The 17,868-nt window shown below is 46.9% G+C and carries 13 protein-coding genes; 10 read left to right on the plus strand and 3 right to left on the minus strand.

Going from position 1 to position 17,868, the window contains the following annotated elements:
- The first annotated feature begins 86 nt into the window (after window positions 1-86).
- Entirely contained in the window at window positions 87-1,451 is a 1,365-nt protein-coding gene (locus ACAN55_RS11830; protein ID WP_379132516.1) for an S-layer homology domain-containing protein, read from the plus strand.
- A 12-nt stretch (window positions 1,452-1,463) separates the two neighbouring features.
- Window positions 1,464-6,494, plus strand: coding sequence for an Athe_2463 domain-containing protein (locus ACAN55_RS11835; RefSeq protein ID WP_379132519.1), 5,031 nt, complete (start codon window positions 1,464-1,466; stop codon window positions 6,492-6,494).
- 133 nt (window positions 6,495-6,627) lie between these two features.
- Here the strand turns inward: ACAN55_RS11835 and ACAN55_RS11840 are convergent, their stop codons facing one another.
- Window positions 6,628-7,245, minus strand: coding sequence for a hypothetical protein (locus tag ACAN55_RS11840; RefSeq protein ID WP_379132522.1), 618 nt, complete (start codon window positions 7,243-7,245; stop codon window positions 6,628-6,630).
- A 275-nt stretch (window positions 7,246-7,520) separates the two neighbouring features.
- Between ACAN55_RS11840 and tkt the strand changes: the two genes are divergently transcribed.
- The 3 genes from tkt (at window position 7,521) to ACAN55_RS11855 (ending at window position 11,617) form a co-directional block, all read left to right on the plus strand.
- Window positions 7,521-9,569 carry a transketolase gene (tkt, locus tag ACAN55_RS11845; protein WP_379132524.1) on the plus strand — a complete coding sequence of 683 codons (2,049 nt, stop codon included), beginning with the start codon at window positions 7,521-7,523 and terminating at the stop codon, window positions 9,567-9,569.
- Window positions 9,570-9,616: 47 nt separating this feature from the next.
- On the plus strand, window positions 9,617-9,934 hold the full coding sequence (gene ppnP / locus ACAN55_RS11850; RefSeq protein WP_379132527.1) for a pyrimidine/purine nucleoside phosphorylase: 318 nt from the start codon (window positions 9,617-9,619) through the stop codon (window positions 9,932-9,934).
- Between the two features lie 159 nt (window positions 9,935-10,093).
- A complete protein-coding gene (locus tag ACAN55_RS11855; protein WP_379132529.1) occupies window positions 10,094-11,617 on the plus strand; it encodes a methyl-accepting chemotaxis protein in 1,524 nt (507 codons plus the stop codon).
- Window positions 11,618-11,685: 68 nt separating this feature from the next.
- On the opposite strand, the gene ACAN55_RS11860 is transcribed toward ACAN55_RS11855, so the two are convergent.
- Window positions 11,686-12,588: an NAD(P)-dependent oxidoreductase gene (locus ACAN55_RS11860; protein ID WP_379132531.1), complete on the minus strand. Its 903-nt coding sequence runs from the start codon at window positions 12,586-12,588 to the stop codon at window positions 11,686-11,688.
- A 238-nt stretch (window positions 12,589-12,826) separates the two neighbouring features.
- Between ACAN55_RS11860 and ACAN55_RS11865 the strand changes: the two genes are divergently transcribed.
- The 3 genes from ACAN55_RS11865 (at window position 12,827) to ACAN55_RS11875 (ending at window position 15,519) form a co-directional block, all read left to right on the plus strand.
- Complete coding sequence (locus ACAN55_RS11865; protein WP_379132533.1) at window positions 12,827-14,182, plus strand: glucose-6-phosphate isomerase; 1,356 nt, start codon at window positions 12,827-12,829, stop codon at window positions 14,180-14,182.
- Between the two features lie 118 nt (window positions 14,183-14,300).
- A complete protein-coding gene (locus ACAN55_RS11870; protein WP_379132536.1) occupies window positions 14,301-14,933 on the plus strand; it encodes a YigZ family protein in 633 nt (210 codons plus the stop codon).
- Window positions 14,934-14,937: 4 nt separating this feature from the next.
- A complete protein-coding gene (locus ACAN55_RS11875) occupies window positions 14,938-15,519 on the plus strand; it encodes a TetR/AcrR family transcriptional regulator (RefSeq protein WP_379132538.1) in 582 nt (193 codons plus the stop codon).
- A gap of 152 nt (window positions 15,520-15,671) precedes the next feature.
- Here the strand turns inward: ACAN55_RS11875 and ACAN55_RS11880 are convergent, their stop codons facing one another.
- Window positions 15,672-16,073: a secondary thiamine-phosphate synthase enzyme YjbQ gene (locus ACAN55_RS11880; protein WP_379132542.1), complete on the minus strand. Its 402-nt coding sequence runs from the start codon at window positions 16,071-16,073 to the stop codon at window positions 15,672-15,674.
- A 184-nt stretch (window positions 16,074-16,257) separates the two neighbouring features.
- Between ACAN55_RS11880 and cysT the strand changes: the two genes are divergently transcribed.
- Both cysT and ACAN55_RS11890 read left to right on the plus strand, forming a co-directional pair.
- The gene (cysT, locus tag ACAN55_RS11885; protein ID WP_379132544.1) at window positions 16,258-17,073 is read left to right on the plus strand and encodes a sulfate ABC transporter permease subunit CysT; all 816 of its coding nucleotides are present in this window, start codon (window positions 16,258-16,260) and stop codon (window positions 17,071-17,073) included.
- The gene (locus ACAN55_RS11890; RefSeq protein ID WP_379132546.1) at window positions 17,070-17,867 is read left to right on the plus strand and encodes a sulfate ABC transporter permease; all 798 of its coding nucleotides are present in this window, start codon (window positions 17,070-17,072) and stop codon (window positions 17,865-17,867) included. Before cysT ends, ACAN55_RS11890 begins: the two co-directional genes overlap by 4 nt.
- Window position 17,868: the final 1 nt, after the last annotated feature.

Below are 17,868 nucleotides of genomic sequence, written 5' to 3' on the forward strand. Positions count from 1 at the left end.
GAAAGGCTAGCAATAGCAGCATTAAAAGCAACCGAGATTATGAAGGTCGACGCTGAGCAGTTTGATCCGGAGACATAAAATTAATTATGGATCATGTTGTTTCCGGAGAAGTAGTTGTTTGGTTAACCAGTCTTTCTCCAGCGTCTGATAATAAAAGAAGAGTACAGGAGGTTTTTTACATGCTAAAAATGTTAAAAAGAGCAATAATCATTCCAGCTCTTACAGTTGGGATGATTGCTATGAGTGTTATTTCTTCCAACACTCTGACGGTAGCTGCAGAAGCAGCAACCTTTAAAGATGTACCTAAGACCCATTGGGCCTACACAACAATAATGGAGGGCGTTCAGAAGGGATACCTTTCTGGTACTGGAAACAACGTATTTAAGCCTAATGATCCGGTAACGGTAGCACAGTTTTTGAAAATGGTGCTTCTGTCCATGACGGAAAAGGATGGGAACGGGAAGATTGGATGGTCTGAATCTACGCTTAATTTAATGCCAGAATGGAATAAAAGATCTTTTCTTGATAGTTCCATTTCGTTTGATGCTGGGGGTAAAGGACAAGCCTGGTATATCAATTATGTAAATACAGCAAAGATGCTGTACATTATCCGTGATCAATATGAAGAAAGATACGATGAAAAGTTGACGCGTGAAAGAGCTGCAGACATTATTAACCACCTAGATAATTATCTCCACGGTACTCTAGTGGATAGTTATGCAGAAAAGGCCGGTCCTGTTCTGTTTAAAGATTATTCAAAAATAGGTGTAGGTTTTCAAATTGCTTCAGCTAAAGTTGCTCTTCGCGGAATAATGGTGGGTAATGCAGGAAGATATTTTAATCCCAAATCGTTAATCTCCAGAGCAGAGGCCGCAAAGATAACCTATGTTTTGAACAATACTGAAGCAAGAAATCCACAAAAGATAGACATGTCTAAAATTCCGTATGCTACTGTCAATGTTTCTGGATACAGCACAACACCTTTTGTATTTTCTAATTGGGATATGAAGACAGTATATGATGGGCTTAAAGTAGATCAGAAAAATTACTCAGGAGTAACTCGAAATTTTTTTGGTACTCTTAATTACTATAGCTCTTTGGAAAACGCAGATAGACATATGGAACAAATGTATTATTTTATAGATAACGTTTGGGATAAAACTATATATTTTGATTTAAGGATTGGTTTTGATGGAAATGTCTATACCCTTTTAATTAATACTAATAAAGATAGTGTTTCTAGATCTTCACATACAGTGGATCTCTTCTTGGATTTGGTATTTAAAGATAAATCAGCAGTGAAGCAGTTAATCGATAAGAGTGTGAAGCTTGATCAAGCCGGCGGCTATCCGGAGTATGACAAAATATTTGAAAATCGCCAGGTTATCATTTCTTCCACTGGTACAGGCATGTTATCTATCGGAATCTCTGCATACTCAGACAAAAAATAAGAGGGATAATGAATGATTTATAGTCGAAGAAAAAGTCGATTACTCTCACTTATCTTAATAGCATCTTTCATTATTTCATTATTTCCGGTTAATGCTGAAGTAGCCGAAGGGGCAGCGATGACGGTACAACAGTGTATCGAGAAATACAATTACCTATCTCCTCCACCAGAGTTTCCGATTTGTAATAAAGGGGCGAAGGTCTGGAATAAAAAATTGTATGACGATCTTGGAATTATTGCATATGGAGATGTTCTTCAAGCCAATACGGAGGGTGATTTCAAAAAGGGCTGGCAAGACAAATATGGTGAAGTAAGAACTGATACCGTAGCGCCACACCCTTACTTTAGCCAAAATGGGGTAAAGGGAGAGTACAGATATTACGGCTGGGATAAGAATAATACGCTTTACAGCAATATGTACTTTATTAATGATTCTCCAAAGGGAACAGATCCCAATACGCGCGATTGGATTTACCGGCCATGGGATGCTACAAGTTTAATCGCAGGCCGGGCAGATAAACCAACGAGATTTTCTCCTATGCTTCTAGGAAAATACAATTCTCCACTAGAGATATATCAAAGCGGAGATCCAGCGGTACGGGATGTCAATAAAGTTATTAAGGTGGATGGTCTACAGGTTAGAAATACTGCTAAGAATCAGGACAAGAATAAAGAAGACAAAAACTTGTTCGACTACATGTATGTCGAACAAGACCCTACCGTATGGGCCGATGGCCAGGGGCGCATGTGGCATTTAAAGAAAAACGGGGATATTTGGTATCAATCCTTTGGGATTGATCAACTAAATAGCAAGGAGAAAACAGATGTTGTAGCTGAAATCATACCCACGAATATTACAACCACAGACCTAAATGACCTTGGATCAAATTGGGTTTGGAATCTTAACCTCAAAGGGACATTGCAAGATTCAAAATATTTCAATGACCGCTATCTCAAGACACAACATTATACCCGGAGTGATGTCAGTGAATGGACTCTGAAGCTTGAATACTCTTATAAGGGACAAAAACTGATTCCAGTCAAAACTTTCACATCCCAAGTGAGCGGAGACGTTTCGTTTCAAAATCAGGGCATGATAGCTCTCTCTAATATTGATGTACCGCTTGAGAAAGGCGTTTTGAAGAAAGATGATATCATTGATTTTGTACTAACCGTAACTACGAAATTTAAATCTAATCCACAATTATCATCACAAGACACTTACCACTATCCTGTCACATTGGGGGAGAAACCGCCTCCGGATATTCCCGATCCGAAAATTACGGAATATCCTCCTGGTATTGGTGGTCCACCTCCAGTTGCGTGTGTAGCCAATATTCCAAATGATGCGTTTGATATCGTGGAATACGGAGCTATGGATAATACGGATCTTTCACGGATTGCCAATCGGCAAGTCTGGGTTGATGGTGTAGAGGTCGACGCGGACTTATTCTATAACGGGGGCTATGTCTTTGGGGATGACAAGGACGGTCTAGTCACTGTATCCATGAGATGGACACCAATCCCGGGTGAGGACAAGAATGGTGCGAATGGCTGTGACACTTACAGAATTGTTCTTGTTCACGATACGAAGCCAAGAGCTCAATTCAAACTCTTCGGGGACACCTTTAAGGAAAACCGTAAAATGAGCGTCGATAACACTTCACGGGATCCGAACGCCAATGATCCATTTGTTCAGGCCACTTATCCAATCGTGAGCAGTTCCTGGTCTTGGTCTGCTACAGACGGTTCAAGCGATAGTGAACGAAGGATGGGCGAGGACGGGGATGATCATAAGGAGTTCCTGTATAAGAAACCGGGAGAATATGTTCTGACCTTAACCGTTACCAACGCGTTAGGCCGAACATCTGATCCTTATGTGCTGCCGTTCAGCGTCTTACCAGACTTCAATCCGGCCGTTGTCTTCTATCCGTATTCCAGTCAGATTGGTAGAGGTGAGGGGGTTTCCATGCTCCTCGATGCAGTAAGTACCGATAAGGACACCGTTACGAATACGAATTTTAAAGTCTATTATGATGTTAATAATGACGAGACGTATTCGCAGCTGATTGATACCTTCAGCACTCCGTTGTCGGAGTACAAACCTCTATCGAACAAGCTGGGGAAATACCGGATTGTGGTGATAGTCGATGAAGAGTTTGGGCAAGAAACCCTACCTGAATACATTACGGCAGCGGATAAGAGAAGCACGACACAGCAGTTCGAGTTTGAGATCGATAACTATGTTCCTTATTCGGATATTTACACCGATATCCCTACGGTTCGCCAAACTGTGGATACGTTCTTCCTTCTGGACAAGAACTTAACGCAGAGCAAAATCGATTATGTCAAAGGAAACGCAGTAACAATCAATAATCAGTTGCGGCTAAAGGGTGCGGATCCAACCGTCAATGCCTGGGACATGCACACCTATACATTCTCGCAGCCGGCAGCGACAACCGTGAATACCGGAGGCTATCCATCGACAACCTATAGTCATAGTGCCGGTGGTTACTCAGGAACCTTGAATCTACAGAGTGTATCGGACAATGGCTCTTACTATGACTTTGGATCCAATCAAACCGTCGTAGATGTTCCAGGACATAATGAAAGTTATCAAGAACCATGGTGTTATGCTGTCATTCGTGGAATTGAATATAGTCATGGTGGACATTGTGATTCTGAAGGAAACGAAACGACTATTACAAGAGAGAGATGGGTGAACACAACCTTTAAGACGGTTTGGGTACCTAACATCCAGTGGGTCAGCAATTGGTATGGTACTTATTCCGGCACCATGTTCAAAGACGTCCGGCAGCCCCTTGTTAATCCGTTTGTCAGGGCAACCTCTAATAAGTTCGTCATCTATATTTCCGATGATACGATCAATGAGCTGGGCGATTTTAATAAGGTGAAAGGGTTAACCGATGCCCGGATCATACTTGTGGGCAAGCCAGGTATCAAAACCCAAACGGGATATGATCATTTCATTGAGAACACGGGGCAGCCGATTGAAGATATCATTCAAAGCGCCGTGGATTACATTTCGACTCTTAACCCGCCGACGGCATCACAAACGGTAATGGTGGGTGAAACATTCCAGATGCTTACGGATGAAACAGATCCGGAATCAGATCCTATCGTTCAACGGCAGACGATGTACATTCATGACGAGAACCATTTCGATAATCCAATGGGCCATGCAGCCTTTGCGGCCAATGAGTACAATCCCGTGAAATGGGGGAATGAAACACTTCGAAATAGCTTCGCCATGACTGGTGAATATCGGATTCTCCGAAGAATTAAGGATCAGCCAAGCCCAGATCCCAAGTTTGCATCATACAGCTATTATTCGAATGAATCAGAAACCATTGTCCTGGTACACCGCAAGCCGATAGCTCAAGCCGATTTAGATTGGACGTATGATTCGAATTCATCGACTTATCTGACAAGTTGGGTGGACCTGTCCTATGACTTAGACCACAACATCAGTGATCCGGTGAAAAAGGGTATTGTAGACCGTAAAATCAAATTTACTTTTGGCGGCGAGACATACTTTAAAATTCCTGATCAATTAGCTGCAGGCACGTACCATTTAGAATATCTGGTCAAAGATGTGGAAGGTGCATGGTCAGATCCATTCATCATGGATTTTACTCTGGCGGCTACACCGCCACCTCAGCTCAAATCCAAGCTGAAGGCACAGGATTCAGCGTTTTCACTTACCTTAGGTATTCCGGCCAGTGAGAAGCTGACAGCTTATGACTTGTGGACACGTTATCCGTACTCGCTGTCACTTTCCTTACAGATGCCGCCTGGTGGAGGAATGATTAACAAGACCATACCTTACTTTACCGGGACTAAAACAGGATCAGATATCACTTGGGCAGATGTTATCGGAATGCTGATTCCGGATACTACGCCGGATGGAACTTATAATTTCCGAATTCAGGCAAACGGATCGGTCGGAGGTACGTATGCGTATAATGATCATTCGGTCAATGTCTTCACCCCCATCAACTTGATCCCAACCGCACCAGCTTCCAATGCGCTTGTGGTGGTAGGATATCCCGTTACATTAACGGGGACAACAACGAAGTATCCGTCATCTGCGACAGCTACATTATTTTACGGGACCAGCTATGCGCAGACGGTATCCTTGAGCGCAACCGGAGGCGCAGGCGGCAAAACATGGAACTTCAATATGGCCGCAGTTCCCAACATTCCGGACGGCAATTATACCATACGTTATACAGCGACCAATCCGAGTGGGAAGTCTGAGTCGGTGAATGTGCCGATCCGGGTAACGCATAATACGCCGCCAACGGGTTCTTTCAAAACCTACACCTACGACAGCAACAATACGTTGATGCCGAAGTTTGAAGGGGATACGGTCCATATTGATCCGGTTGGAATCAACGACAACGAGCATGATACTCTGAGTGTGAATTACACGGTCAAAGATCCGGACGGAGCGGTTGTTCTGAATAAGAACTATAGCTGGAGTTATCCATACCCTACCACAGGCGGTCCAACCCTCGTTGCAAATAAAGTGGGAACCTATACGGTAACGCAGACTTTAAATGATGGGAAGGCAGCGCCTGTAGTTTTAAACGGAACTTTTCAGGTGGCACCGCTTGGAATTACCGGAATGGTGTCGCATACTCCGCAATGGGAATCTAACCGTATGACTTACAATAACGAGAATCCTGGCAACCCAAGAACGGCGGATACTTTTTGGGCGGGGGAAGAGTTTATACTTTCTTCGGGTGTAACCAACACCAGCACCTCGTGGGACAAAGCCCAGCGGGTAACGGTAAGTTTGACAGGCCAAGGGATCACAGTTGATCTTGTTAATACACCTTCCGGGGGACTGAACTGGTCGGGGTCCATGTGGCGGGACAATTTCGATGATCTGCCTGACGGGAATTACAGCTTTCTTTTTACAGTTAACTACTCCAACGGAATTGTGAAAACGACTGTCGTTGCCGTGAAAATTAAGGATAGCATCTGGGAAGTTACGAAGACTCATAGAACACATTAAGTACGATGTTAATTTAGGAGTGACGGATTCTAGAATCATTGTGATCAGAAAAAACCGCCCGATCTTCATCCGGCACCTTCAGCATTATGCTGTCTGTGTCCGCTGAAGGTCAGGGCGGTTTTTGCATTCTCACTCAACTAATATGCGATGTAACCCCGGATGAGCTCACCGCTAAGGCTGGATGTCCCGAAGGGGACATCGTGCGTGCCGTCGGCCGGTTCACCCGGTTCAGATAATACGGGAGCTTGCCGCTGTAGATTTTGTAGGCGTACAAGGAGGCGGCGAAATCTTCAGGAGTGACGAAGCAGGACGGCTTGTCTACCGGCCGGGACTCCAGCTTCTCGAATAGGGACGCTACGAAATGAGAGCAGAAGTAGGCATCTTCCCGGTCGAACTTAATATTGAACAGCACGCCGATCAGTCCAAGCAGATGGTATTTATATCGTTCCTGGTTCTGCATCATGCCGGTCACATGATTATGCATGGCGTCATAATCCTCGGGGCTCACCCGCAGGAGGTAGATGGCGCAGTCCGTGCTTTTATAGAAGGGATCGGTGAAATCCTCCTGGATCAGTCCGGCGATGAAGGGATTATGCGCTTTTTTGCGACCAAAGCTATACACTTCACTAAGGCTACTGTCGAAGGCAATCGAGGCATGATTCAGATCGGCTTTGGTGAACCAGCTGATGACACCGCTGAAGGCCGTACCCGTTCCGGTGAGCACAATATAAACATCCTTTTTAGGCGTCATGATCGCGTTCCTTTCCGTAGGGGAATATTGTCCTCTCATCTTACTGTATATTCCAGTAATAGAAAACAAACTTTAGTCTAAATGTTGAACTAGACTTAAGGCTAAGTCCGGACTGGTCCGTCGGCTATGTACATGCGCGTATATAAATGTATCCAAGTTGCGAAACCTATCGTGATGGAATTCTAAGGTTGCAAAAAGAAATGGAAATGCTTCCACATTAGTGATACAATAATAGTCAAAATGACATTCTTGATTTTTAGAGGAGGATTACTTTAATGACTGAACAGGCAAAAGAGCAGGCGATCCATAAAGAAGAGAATTCCACGGTAGACAATCTGGCGATTACTACGATTCGTACCTTGGCTATTGATGCCATTGAAAAAGCGAATTCCGGTCACCCAGGTATGCCGATGGGTTCCGCTCCGATGGGGTATCAATTGTTCGCGAAGACCATGAAGCACAATCCTGATCATCCGACATGGATTAACCGCGACCGCTTTGTGCTGTCCGCCGGACATGGCTCTATGCTGCTGTACAGCTTGCTGCACCTGAGCGGCTATGATCTCCCGATGGAAGAGTTGAAGCAGTTCCGCCAATGGGGCAGCTTGACTCCGGGCCATCCTGAGTTCGGTCACACTGCCGGTGTAGATGCAACCACAGGTCCGCTTGGACAAGGGATCGGTATGGCAGTGGGTATGGCTATGGCGGAAGCTCAGCTTGCGGCTTCTTACAATAAAGATCAGCATAAAGTAGTAGATCACTACACTTATGCAATCTGCGGTGACGGTGACCTGATGGAGGGCATTTCTTCTGAAGCCGCTTCACTGGCTGGTCATTTGAAGCTGGGCAAGCTGGTTGTACTGTATGATTCCAATGATATTTCCTTGGACGGTAAGTTGAATATATCCTTCTCCGAGAATGTAGCGAAACGGTTCGAAGCCTATGGCTGGCAAGTGCTGCGCGTCGAAGACGGTAATGATCTGCCTGCAATCGAGAAGGCAATCGCAGAAGCGCAAGCAGAAAGCGGCAAGCCAACCTTGATTGAAGTGAAGACCGTGATCGGTTACGGAAGCCCGAACAAACAAGGTAAAGGCGGTCACGGTGGTACGCATGGCTCCCCACTGGGTGCTGATGAAGCGAAGCTGACGAAGGATTTCTACAAATGGGTGTACGAAGAAGATTTCTTTGTACCGGATGAAGTTCGTGCACGTTTTGCCGAAGTGAAGGAACAAGGCATTGCGGCTAACCAAGCATGGGACGAGCAATTCGCTGCTTACAAACAAGCTTATCCAGAGCTGGCTGCTCAGTTTGAGCTGGCGATCAGTGGTGAGCTTCCGCAAGGCTGGGATGCTGCACTGCCAATGTACACTACGGAAGATAAAGCTGTATCGACACGTGTGGCTTCCGGAACAGCACTGAACGGTCTGGCTGCAGGCGTTCCACAATTGGTAGGCGGATCTGCTGACCTTGAAAGCTCCACCATGACTCACCTGAAAGGCCTGCCTGTATATACATCTGAATCCTATGAAGGCCGCAATATCTACTTCGGCGTACGTGAATTCGGTATGGCTGCTGCGATGAACGGGATTGCCCTGCACAGCGGACTAAAAGTGTTCGGCGGTACTTTCTTCGTATTTACGGATTACTTGCGTCCGGCGGTTCGTCTGGCGTCGATCATGAAGCTTCCGGTAACCTATGTTCTGACTCATGACAGTATTGCTGTGGGTGAAGACGGTCCTACCCATGAGCCGATTGAACAATTGGCTTCCCTGCGCATCATTCCAGGCCTGACCGTTATCCGTCCAGCGGATGCCAATGAAACTTCTGCTGCTTGGGCATATGCTGTAGAGAACAAATCTAACCCTGTAGCGTTGGTACTGACCCGTCAGAACCTGCCGATCCTGCCTGGAACCGTGGAAGGCGTACGCGAGAACATCGCACGTGGCGGTTATGTAGTTTCTGAAGCGAAGAACGGCAAACCGCAGGCGCAACTGATTGCAACTGGATCTGAGGTTCAATTGGCTGTTAAAGCACAAGCCGCACTGGCTGAAGAAGGCATTGATGTACGTGTCATCAGCTTGCCGAGCTGGGATCTCTTCGAGAAACAAGACAAAGCTTACCGTGACTCAGTAATTCTGCCGGAAGTTAAAGCACGTCTTGCTATTGAAATGGCGCAAACCTTCGGCTGGGAACGTTATACCGGCGATCAAGGCGACATTTTGGGCATTACAACCTTCGGTGCTTCCGCACCTGGCGATACCGTAATCAAGGAATACGGTTTTACCGTAGAAAATGTAGTCAGCCGCGTAAAAGCACTGCTGTAGAATTACCACCAGAATTACAACCAATACCATGGGGGAGGACACGAGACATGAATCAGTTTACGAATGCGACCGTTCACAAGGCAGCGAATGTATATTACGGCGGTAAAGTAACCAGCCGTACGGTTATTTTACAGGACGGTTCCAAGGTTACTCTTGGAATTATGCTGCCGGGAGTTTATGAATTCGGCACGGATGGCCCGGAGATTATGGAGATTCTGTCCGGTGACCTGAAAGTGCTGCTGCCCGGTGCAGAGATTTGGCAGGAGATTAAAGGAACCGCGACCTTCAACGTTCCCGGCAACTCCAAATTTGCTCTGGAAGTATTCGAAGTTACGGATTACTGCTGTTCTTACCCTGTGTTGTAGCATCTATGGATGTTAAAAGAAGCCCCGCCGCTGGCGGGGCTTCTTTTGTTGTTCTGTACAAAAAAACAAGAAGAATATTGTGTCATTTTGCAGGAAAATGTAGAAGAATGTCGAAATATAGAAAATGGACGATAACTGATGTAGAAGGTGGATGGTTACATGTGGAGAAAAATGTTTTATAGGCGCTCAACCAACAGCAGCAAAGACGAGCAATTAAGTGTGGTAGATTTAGACATGGTCAAGCGGAACTTTGTTGTCTTTATCGCCATGTCGTTTACGGCATTCTTTACCCTGTTAAGCATTGTAGGATTAAGTAAAGGCGGAATTGAGTTTCATACCATCCTTATGGTGCTGCTTCAATTAGCCGGGCTCGGGGTTTATGCCTATCTGCATTTTAAGCGAATCTGGATTCAAAAAATTTGTTATGTCGCCGTTGCATCGACAATTATAAGTTCCTCCGTGTCAGTATCCACATCTCCAAACATCGCTAATACGTTCTCGATCTTTTATATGATTATTCTATCCATGATCTTTATGAAGCTATGGCCGACGGTGATCAGCATCGGTGCAGGTTTTGTAATGTTGTATTTTATCGTTGTGGTTCAGAAGGATCTCGTACATATTGAGGCTACTGCTGCGCCAACGTTTTTTATTGTATATGTTTTAATTGCTGTTCTTCTATTTGCGCTCCTTAAAGTATCTACGCAGTTGATCAAATCTATGGATGTGGCCCGCCAAGAAGCGGAGAAGCTCTCGCTCAAACAGGAAGTTCAGAAAAAAATGGTGATTGAGCATGTGCACACCGTGACGGAACATCTGAACTCAGTGACAAAGGCTGGAGAAGATAACAACCACTCTTTTGAAGAAATGAATATAGCGTTCCATGAAATTGCTAATGGTGCGAATGAACAAGTGGACTCGACCTTGTCGATTAACGAATCCATCAAGGATATGAATACCCTGATTAAAGAAATGTCCGATTCCATACATACATTGCTCGAGAAGACGAACGAAGCTGCACAGTTATCGGATCAGGGAAAAAGCTATATGGATAAGCTCTCCGCGAGTAATGACGATTTCAGAGAGGATATTAATTCTGTTGAGCAGGTGACTATAGAACTGATTAACCGTATTGCGGAGACGAGTCAATTCAGCAGCACCATTCAGAACATTGCTGCCCAGACCAATCTCTTATCACTGAATGCCAGTATCGAGGCGGCCAGAGCGGGTGAGCACGGACGAGGGTTTGCCGTTGTAGCTATGGAGATCCGTAAGTTGGCTGATCTGACCGCGCAAGCGGCCATCCGTATTTCAGAACAGTTGCAGGGCTTCACGGCTCAATCGGAATTGTCACGGTCCAAGATGAGTCAGGCTAGCCTCCGTATGCATGAAAGTGACGGGATTCTGGAGGAGACGAAGAGCTCATTTGAAGCGATTACTAATGCTATCACGCAATTAAACGAACTCTCTGTAGGTTATAGCGGACTCATGAACCGGATCAGTGAATCTTCCGGCACGATTGGTGATTCGACGACGAATCTGGCTTCGATTAGTGAAGAGGCTTCAGCAACGCTGGAGGAGCTATCGGCAACCCTGCAGAACCTGCTTCAGAACAACCGGAACAGTCTTGCTGGAATTAAAGAAGCCCGGGACGATCTGCGTCAGTTGTCGAACGAAGAATAGTTGACCTGTTCATTAAAATAACGACAAAAAAGCAACCCTTTAACCGGGGTTGCTTTTTCTCGTTCTGCCTACTTGTCTGAAGATTGTCCGCCCATGGTCTGGCCGATCCATTCCTCATAACATTTGACTACGGCGGAGAGATCCTCGTCACCGTAGCCTTTGGTAAATCCGGCTTGGAACATGCTCTTGGCAATTCCCAGCATCGGGGAAGGAATGCCGGTGGAATCGCTCAGAGAGGAAGCCAGCTTCAAATCCTTGAGCATCAGCGCGAGAGAGAACTGGTTAGTGAAGTCGCCCTCAATAATCTTGCGCCCTTTCAGCTCGGCCTGCTTACTGCCTGCTGACCCGTTCTGGACCAGCTGCAGGAATTTATCTGCGGGTACACCGGATTTCACGGCGATGGAGAAGCCCTCGGCTAGTGCGACATTGTTGATGCCGACTACGGTGTTGTGAGCCAGCTTCGCTACGGCACCGCTACCGTTATCCCCCATGTGCAGCAGGAGACGGCCTAAACTGTCGAAAATATCACGGTTGCTTTCGATTACGTCAGCGCTGCCGCCAACCATGAATACGAGCGTACCTTCAATCGCTGCGGGCTTGCTGCCGGTAACAGGCGCATCCAGGAAGCTCCCGCCGCGTTCCTCAACGGCAGCAGCAATCTCCCGCACAAGTCCGGGAGAAATGGTGCTGGAATCAATGACAACCGCTCCGGGTTTCAGGGCATCCAGAATGCCGTTCTCGCCGTAAAACACCTCCCGGATCGAATCATCATTGCTGATCATGGTCATAATAACATCCTTGCCTTCTGCTGCTGCCTGCGGAGTGGCAGCAACGAGCGCGCCTTCTTCCTCCAGCGGCTTGCATTTGGCTGCCGTGCGGTTGTACACCGTAACTTCATAGCCTTTACGCAGAAGGTTGGAAGCCATTGGCGCCCCCATGGTTCCGAGTCCGATAAATCCAATACGTTTCATTACTAGTCCACCTTCACAATGAATTTCCCTATATTCTAACACGGGTAAAAGGCATGTACCACAGTGGAGAGAACTCGCGGTTTAGGGAACGCTTCCACAGAACCTTCAAGATTCAAGCGGCAGTTAGGCCAAGGTGTGCCCTAAGACCTTGCCAGTACCGCGAAATTAAAGTATCCTATTATAAAGTTCTAACAATACGTGTTAAACCTAAAGAGACAAACAGGAGGTAACCATTACCGTGTCCAAAAAGATTAATTTTGACTACAGTAAAGCCCTTTCTTTCTTCAACCAGAGTGAAATTGACAATCTGGCAGCGCCGGTTAAATTGGCCCACGAACAGCTACATAACGCAACCGGAGCAGGTTCTGATTTTCTGGGATGGATCAATCTTCCGCATGCCTATGACAAGGAAGAGTTTGCCCGTATCCAGGCGGCAGCGAAGAAGATTCAAAGCGATTCCGAAGTGCTGATTGTTGTTGGTATCGGAGGCTCTTACTTAGGAGCACGCGCAGCTATCGAGGCGCTTACTCATTCCTTCTACAATAACTTGTCTAAAGACAAACGCAAGACGCCGGAAGTTTATTTTGCCGGTAACAACATCAGCTCCACTTACATCACCCACTTGCTCGATCTGATCGAAGGCAAAGACTTCTCTGTGAACGTAATCTCCAAATCCGGTACAACTACGGAACCTGCGATTGCTTTCCGTATCTTCCGTGCTGAGCTTGAGAAGAAATACGGCAAGGAAGAAGCACGCAAACGTATTTATGCAACTACCGACAAGGAGAGAGGCGCACTCAAGAAGCTTGCTTCCGAAGAAGGCTACGAGTCGTTTATTATCCCTGATGATGTAGGCGGACGTTATTCCGTACTTACAGCTGTTGGCCTTCTGCCAATCGCAGCCGCAGGTATTAACATTGAAGAAATGATGCAAGGTGCAGCTGCAGCAGCGGATGAATTCAACAATCCGGATGTAGCAACAAACCAAGCCTATCAATATGCAGCAGTACGTAACGCCCTTTACCGTAAAGGCAAAACCACTGAGATTCTTGTAAACTACGAGCCTTCCCTGCACTTTGTGTCGGAATGGTGGAAGCAACTGTTCGGAGAGAGCGAAGGCAAGGATTTCAAAGGGATCTATCCTTCTTCCGTGGACTTCTCGACGGACCTGCACTCCATGGGTCAATTCATCCAGGAAGGTAACCGCAACATTTTCGAGACGGTTATCCAAGTGGAGCAAGTTCGTCATCACATTACGCTTGAGCGTGACGCCGATGATCTGGACGGCCTGAACTTCTTGGCTGGCCAAACCGTTGACTTTGTTAACAAAAAAGCGTTCCAAGGCACACTGCTGGCACACACAGATGGACAAGTGCCAAATCTGGTTGTCACAATTCCAGACCAAACTCCATATACTTTCGGATATATGGTGTACTTCTTTGAAATTGCTTGCGGCATCAGCGGATACCTGCTTGGCGTGAATCCGTTCGATCAACCGGGTGTAGAGGCTTATAAGAAGAACATGTTCGCCTTGCTTGGCAAACCGGGTTATGAGAAAGAAAAGGCGGAGCTGGAAGCTCGCTTGAACGACTAAGATCAGCGTAACTATTATACAAATGTAATTGAACACAGGAGTAGTCCAGAGGCATACAACCATGGGCTGCTCCTATATAATATCAAGACACCAAGATCATATAAGGAATGGAACACTTATGCTGGAACAATACCGGACGGTACGTTCTTCCGGCTCCCGGGAAATCGTAATCCGTAAATCACGCTTCATCGGGCATGTCATGCCGGTGGAGAACGAAGAAGAAGCGGTGCTTTTTATTGAGGATATCAAGAAGAAACACTGGAATGCCACACATAACTGCTCTGCATATGTGATCGGCGACAGAGACGAAATCCAGAGACAGTCGGATGACGGGGAACCGAGTGGAACGGCCGGTAAACCGATTTTGGAGGTAATCCGCAACCAGGGCGTTAAAAATGTTGCAATTGTAGTCACCCGTTATTTCGGAGGCATCATGCTGGGTGCAGGCGGTCTGATCCGGGCTTATACGGATGGCGCTGTACTGGCACTGGAGGCTGGAGAGGTCATCACCCGTGTGCTGCGGCGAGAGGTATTCGTGGAAATCGAATATACTTGGCTGGGCAAGGTGGAGAACGAGCTCCGGGGACGGGGGATTAAGACCGGCGAGACTTTGTTCACGGACAAAGTGACGTTATGCTGTCTGCCGCGAAATGATGAGGGTGATGCATTTATTGCATGGATAACAGATTTAACCCAGGGGCAGGCTCAGGTGACTGAGGGCCAGCGGCTTTACTACAGCGAAGGGGAATAGGAATATGGCAAGAAGAGCAGTGGAACAGGAGTTGTCGAGGGAAAGGATATTGGAGTCGGCGAGGCATCTGTTCATTACCAAAGGGTACCGGGCCATTTCAATGCGCAGTATCGGACAGCATTTGGGGTATAGCCACGGCTCCTTGTACTATCATTTTAAAGAAAAAGCGGAATTGTTCTACGCGATTGTCGTCGAAGATTTTAACCATGTAGCCACGCTGCTGAACCAGGCGATGAACAAACCTCCGGAAGAGGGCATGAGCCGGGTGGAACAGCTGCTTCTGGAATTTATCCGCTTTGGCATTGATCATCCTTACCAGTATGAAATTATGTTTATGATCCGCGATGAAGAGCTGCTGGCTTACTGCCGTGCAGAACAGGGACGATGTTTCGAGTTATTCTCCGGCATCGTGCGCCGGCATATGAAGGATGAGGGCTATGTGACAGAAGACTGGCAGAGTGTGCCGCTGACGTTGTTCTTGTCCGCCCACGGATTTATTTCTTATTATATTCAGGATAAAGTCTCTTTCGAGGATGTGAGGGCTGCGGCCGTCTCTCATATTAAGGTGTTATGCCGCAGTTTATAGCTAGGAATTTTTTTTAAGGGCTTTTACTTTAGGGCGTTGCATTGGTATAACTTCGCATAGTGAAAGCGATAGTAGCTTTATATTGTATAGAGGGCCGCTCCGTGCCAATCCGGAGCGGCCCTCTTTTTATAAATAGCGGTTAGGAGTTGATCTTAGCCTTCGAGGATCTTTAGGAAGTACTGGCGTCGTCTCGGGCCGTCGAACTCGCAGAAGTATACACCTTGCCAGCGACCCAGTAACAGTTCACCGTCATGGATGATAATGCTCTGGGAAGCGCCTGTAGTGATGGATTTAAGGTGGGAGGATGTATTGCCCTCGGCATGCCGGTACTGCGGATGCTCCCAAGGATATACTTCATTCAGCCTCATTAGCACATCATGTTTCACATCAGGATCGGCATTCTCATTAATAGCAATCCCGGCGGTGGTGTGCGGGCAATAAACAACGGCAATTCCATTTTGAATCCCGCTTTTTGTGACAGTGGAAATGATCTCTCTTGTAATATCGCGCATCTCATCCCGTTTACTGGTCGAAATCTCGAAGGTGTGCAGCATGCGGATCTCCTCCTAAAAGGTTGTTAATAATATTTTACCCTAAATCGGCTCGAAAGTAATTGACGGTAGCAAGCTGCGTTTGGTAAAGTATTGATTATATTAAACCAAGTATATTAATAGGAATAATTGAAAAGCGCACGGTGTAATTACCGACCGGTTATCCGGAGGTGGGGGGGACAAAGTCTTGAATTCATTGCTGAGACACAAAGGATGGACCTGGGGATTCCGGTCAACTATCCTGCTGTATTTTGTCGTATTGATTGTGTTGCCGATTCTTGGCGTCTACTACAACTCATTGTCACTCGGATTCGGCAGTTTTATCGAGAGTGTCAGTGACCCCATTGCCTGGAAGTCGGTATTATTAACCATTAAACTTGCTGTGATTGCCGCTCTTATGAATGTGTTCCTCGGTACGATGATTGCCTGGGTGCTTGTGCGTTACCGGTTCCCGGGAAAAGCTATCCTCAATAGTCTTGTGGATCTGCCCTTTGCTCTGCCAACAGCCGTTGGCGGCCTGATGATCCTGCTGCTGCTTGGACCTGGAAGCCTGATCGGGCGGATGGCGGAAAGTCTGGGGTTCGAGATTGTATTTCATCAGCCGGCGATTATTATTGCCATGATCTTTGTAACTTTTCCATTCGTGATCCGGGCGGTGCAACCGCTGCTGGAGGAGCTTGATGCTTCCGAGGAGGAGGCAGCCTATACCATGGGCGCAGCGCGGAGCAGGGTATTCTTACAGGTTATTCTGCCTTCTATGGTACCCGGAATGGTCAGCGGAGGCATGTTAGCCTTCTCGCGGGCGCTTGCCGAGTTCGGAGCTGTCGTGCTTGTGGCAGGGAATATTCCGGGACGGACACTCGTCTCCTCCGTTTTTATTTTTGGAGAAGTGGAGAGCGATAATCCGGTGGGGGCAGCGGCAGTATCGGTAATTCTTTTGACCCTCTCTTTCCTTATCTTATGGCTGATCAACATGGTGCAGCTGAGGGGGAGAAGATCATGAGAAGACTATGGATATCCGTTACTTATCTAATATTTATTCTGCTCATTATCGCTCCGTTAGTAAAAATGACTACAGGTGCTTTCAGTGAAGGTTTTGGCGGCTTCTGGAATGCCCTGACCCGGCCTGAGGCCCTGCATGCGCTGATGATGACGGGCATTGTCGTGATCGTGGTTACTCTGATTAATACGCTCTTTGGAATTATGATGGCTTTGTATCTGGTACGCGCCACTTGGATTGGACGGCGACTGAAGGGACTGCTGAACAGCATTGTAGATCTTCCTTATGCGGTATCGCCCGTTATCGGGGGACTCATGATTGTCCTGCTGCTCGGCCCGGACAGTGCGCTTGGAGGCGTATTTCAGGATATTGGCCTTAAAATTGTATATGCGGTTCCCGGAATGATAATCGCGACGCTGTTTGTAACTTTTCCGCTAATGGTTCGTGAGGTCATGCCTGTGCTTCAGGAGATTGGCTCCCAGCAGGAAGAGGCTGCGTCAACACTTGGCGCCTATGGGTGGACTACCTTCTGGAAAGTTACCTGGCCGTCGATCCGCTGGGCTGTGATGTATGGTGTTATCCTGACGGTAGCCCGTTCACTGGGCGAATTCGGAGCGGTGCTTGTTGTCTCCGGCAATATTATGAACAAAACCCAGACGGCAACGACGCTAGTGTATCAGGATGTTGAGAATTTTAATGTTACGGCTGCGGGTGGCATTGCGCTCGTGTTGGCTGCCTTCTCGGCAGGATTGCTGCTCTTGATGGAATGGACGAAACGAAGAAAGGGAGTGCACTGAT

The organism is Paenibacillus oryziterrae (assembly GCF_042610485.1).
GTDB lineage: Bacteria > Bacillota > Bacilli > Paenibacillales > Paenibacillaceae > Paenibacillus_AQ.

Bases quoted from the DNA above. Each gene is read 5' to 3' on its own strand.
- ACAN55_RS11860 (WP_379132531.1), bottom strand. From the start codon at position 12,588: ATGAAACGTATTGGATTTATCGGACTCGGAACCATGGGGGCGCCAATG.
- ACAN55_RS11875 (WP_379132538.1), top strand. From the start codon at position 14,938: ATGGCAAGAAGAGCAGTGGAACAGGAGTTGTCGAGGGAAAGGATATTG.
- ACAN55_RS11870 (WP_379132536.1), top strand. From the start codon at position 14,301: ATGCTGGAACAATACCGGACGGTACGTTCTTCCGGCTCCCGGGAAATC.
- ACAN55_RS11890 (WP_379132546.1), top strand. From the start codon at position 17,070: ATGAGAAGACTATGGATATCCGTTACTTATCTAATATTTATTCTGCTC.
- ACAN55_RS11835 (WP_379132519.1), top strand. From the start codon at position 1,464: ATGATTTATAGTCGAAGAAAAAGTCGATTACTCTCACTTATCTTAATA.
- ACAN55_RS11830 (WP_379132516.1), top strand. From the start codon at position 87: ATGGATCATGTTGTTTCCGGAGAAGTAGTTGTTTGGTTAACCAGTCTT.
- ACAN55_RS11840 (WP_379132522.1), bottom strand. From the start codon at position 7,245: ATGACGCCTAAAAAGGATGTTTATATTGTGCTCACCGGAACGGGTACG.
- ACAN55_RS11855 (WP_379132529.1), top strand. From the start codon at position 10,094: ATGTGGAGAAAAATGTTTTATAGGCGCTCAACCAACAGCAGCAAAGAC.
- ACAN55_RS11880 (WP_379132542.1), bottom strand. From the start codon at position 16,073: ATGCTGCACACCTTCGAGATTTCGACCAGTAAACGGGATGAGATGCGC.
- tkt (WP_379132524.1), top strand. From the start codon at position 7,521: ATGACTGAACAGGCAAAAGAGCAGGCGATCCATAAAGAAGAGAATTCC.
- ppnP (WP_379132527.1), top strand. From the start codon at position 9,617: ATGAATCAGTTTACGAATGCGACCGTTCACAAGGCAGCGAATGTATAT.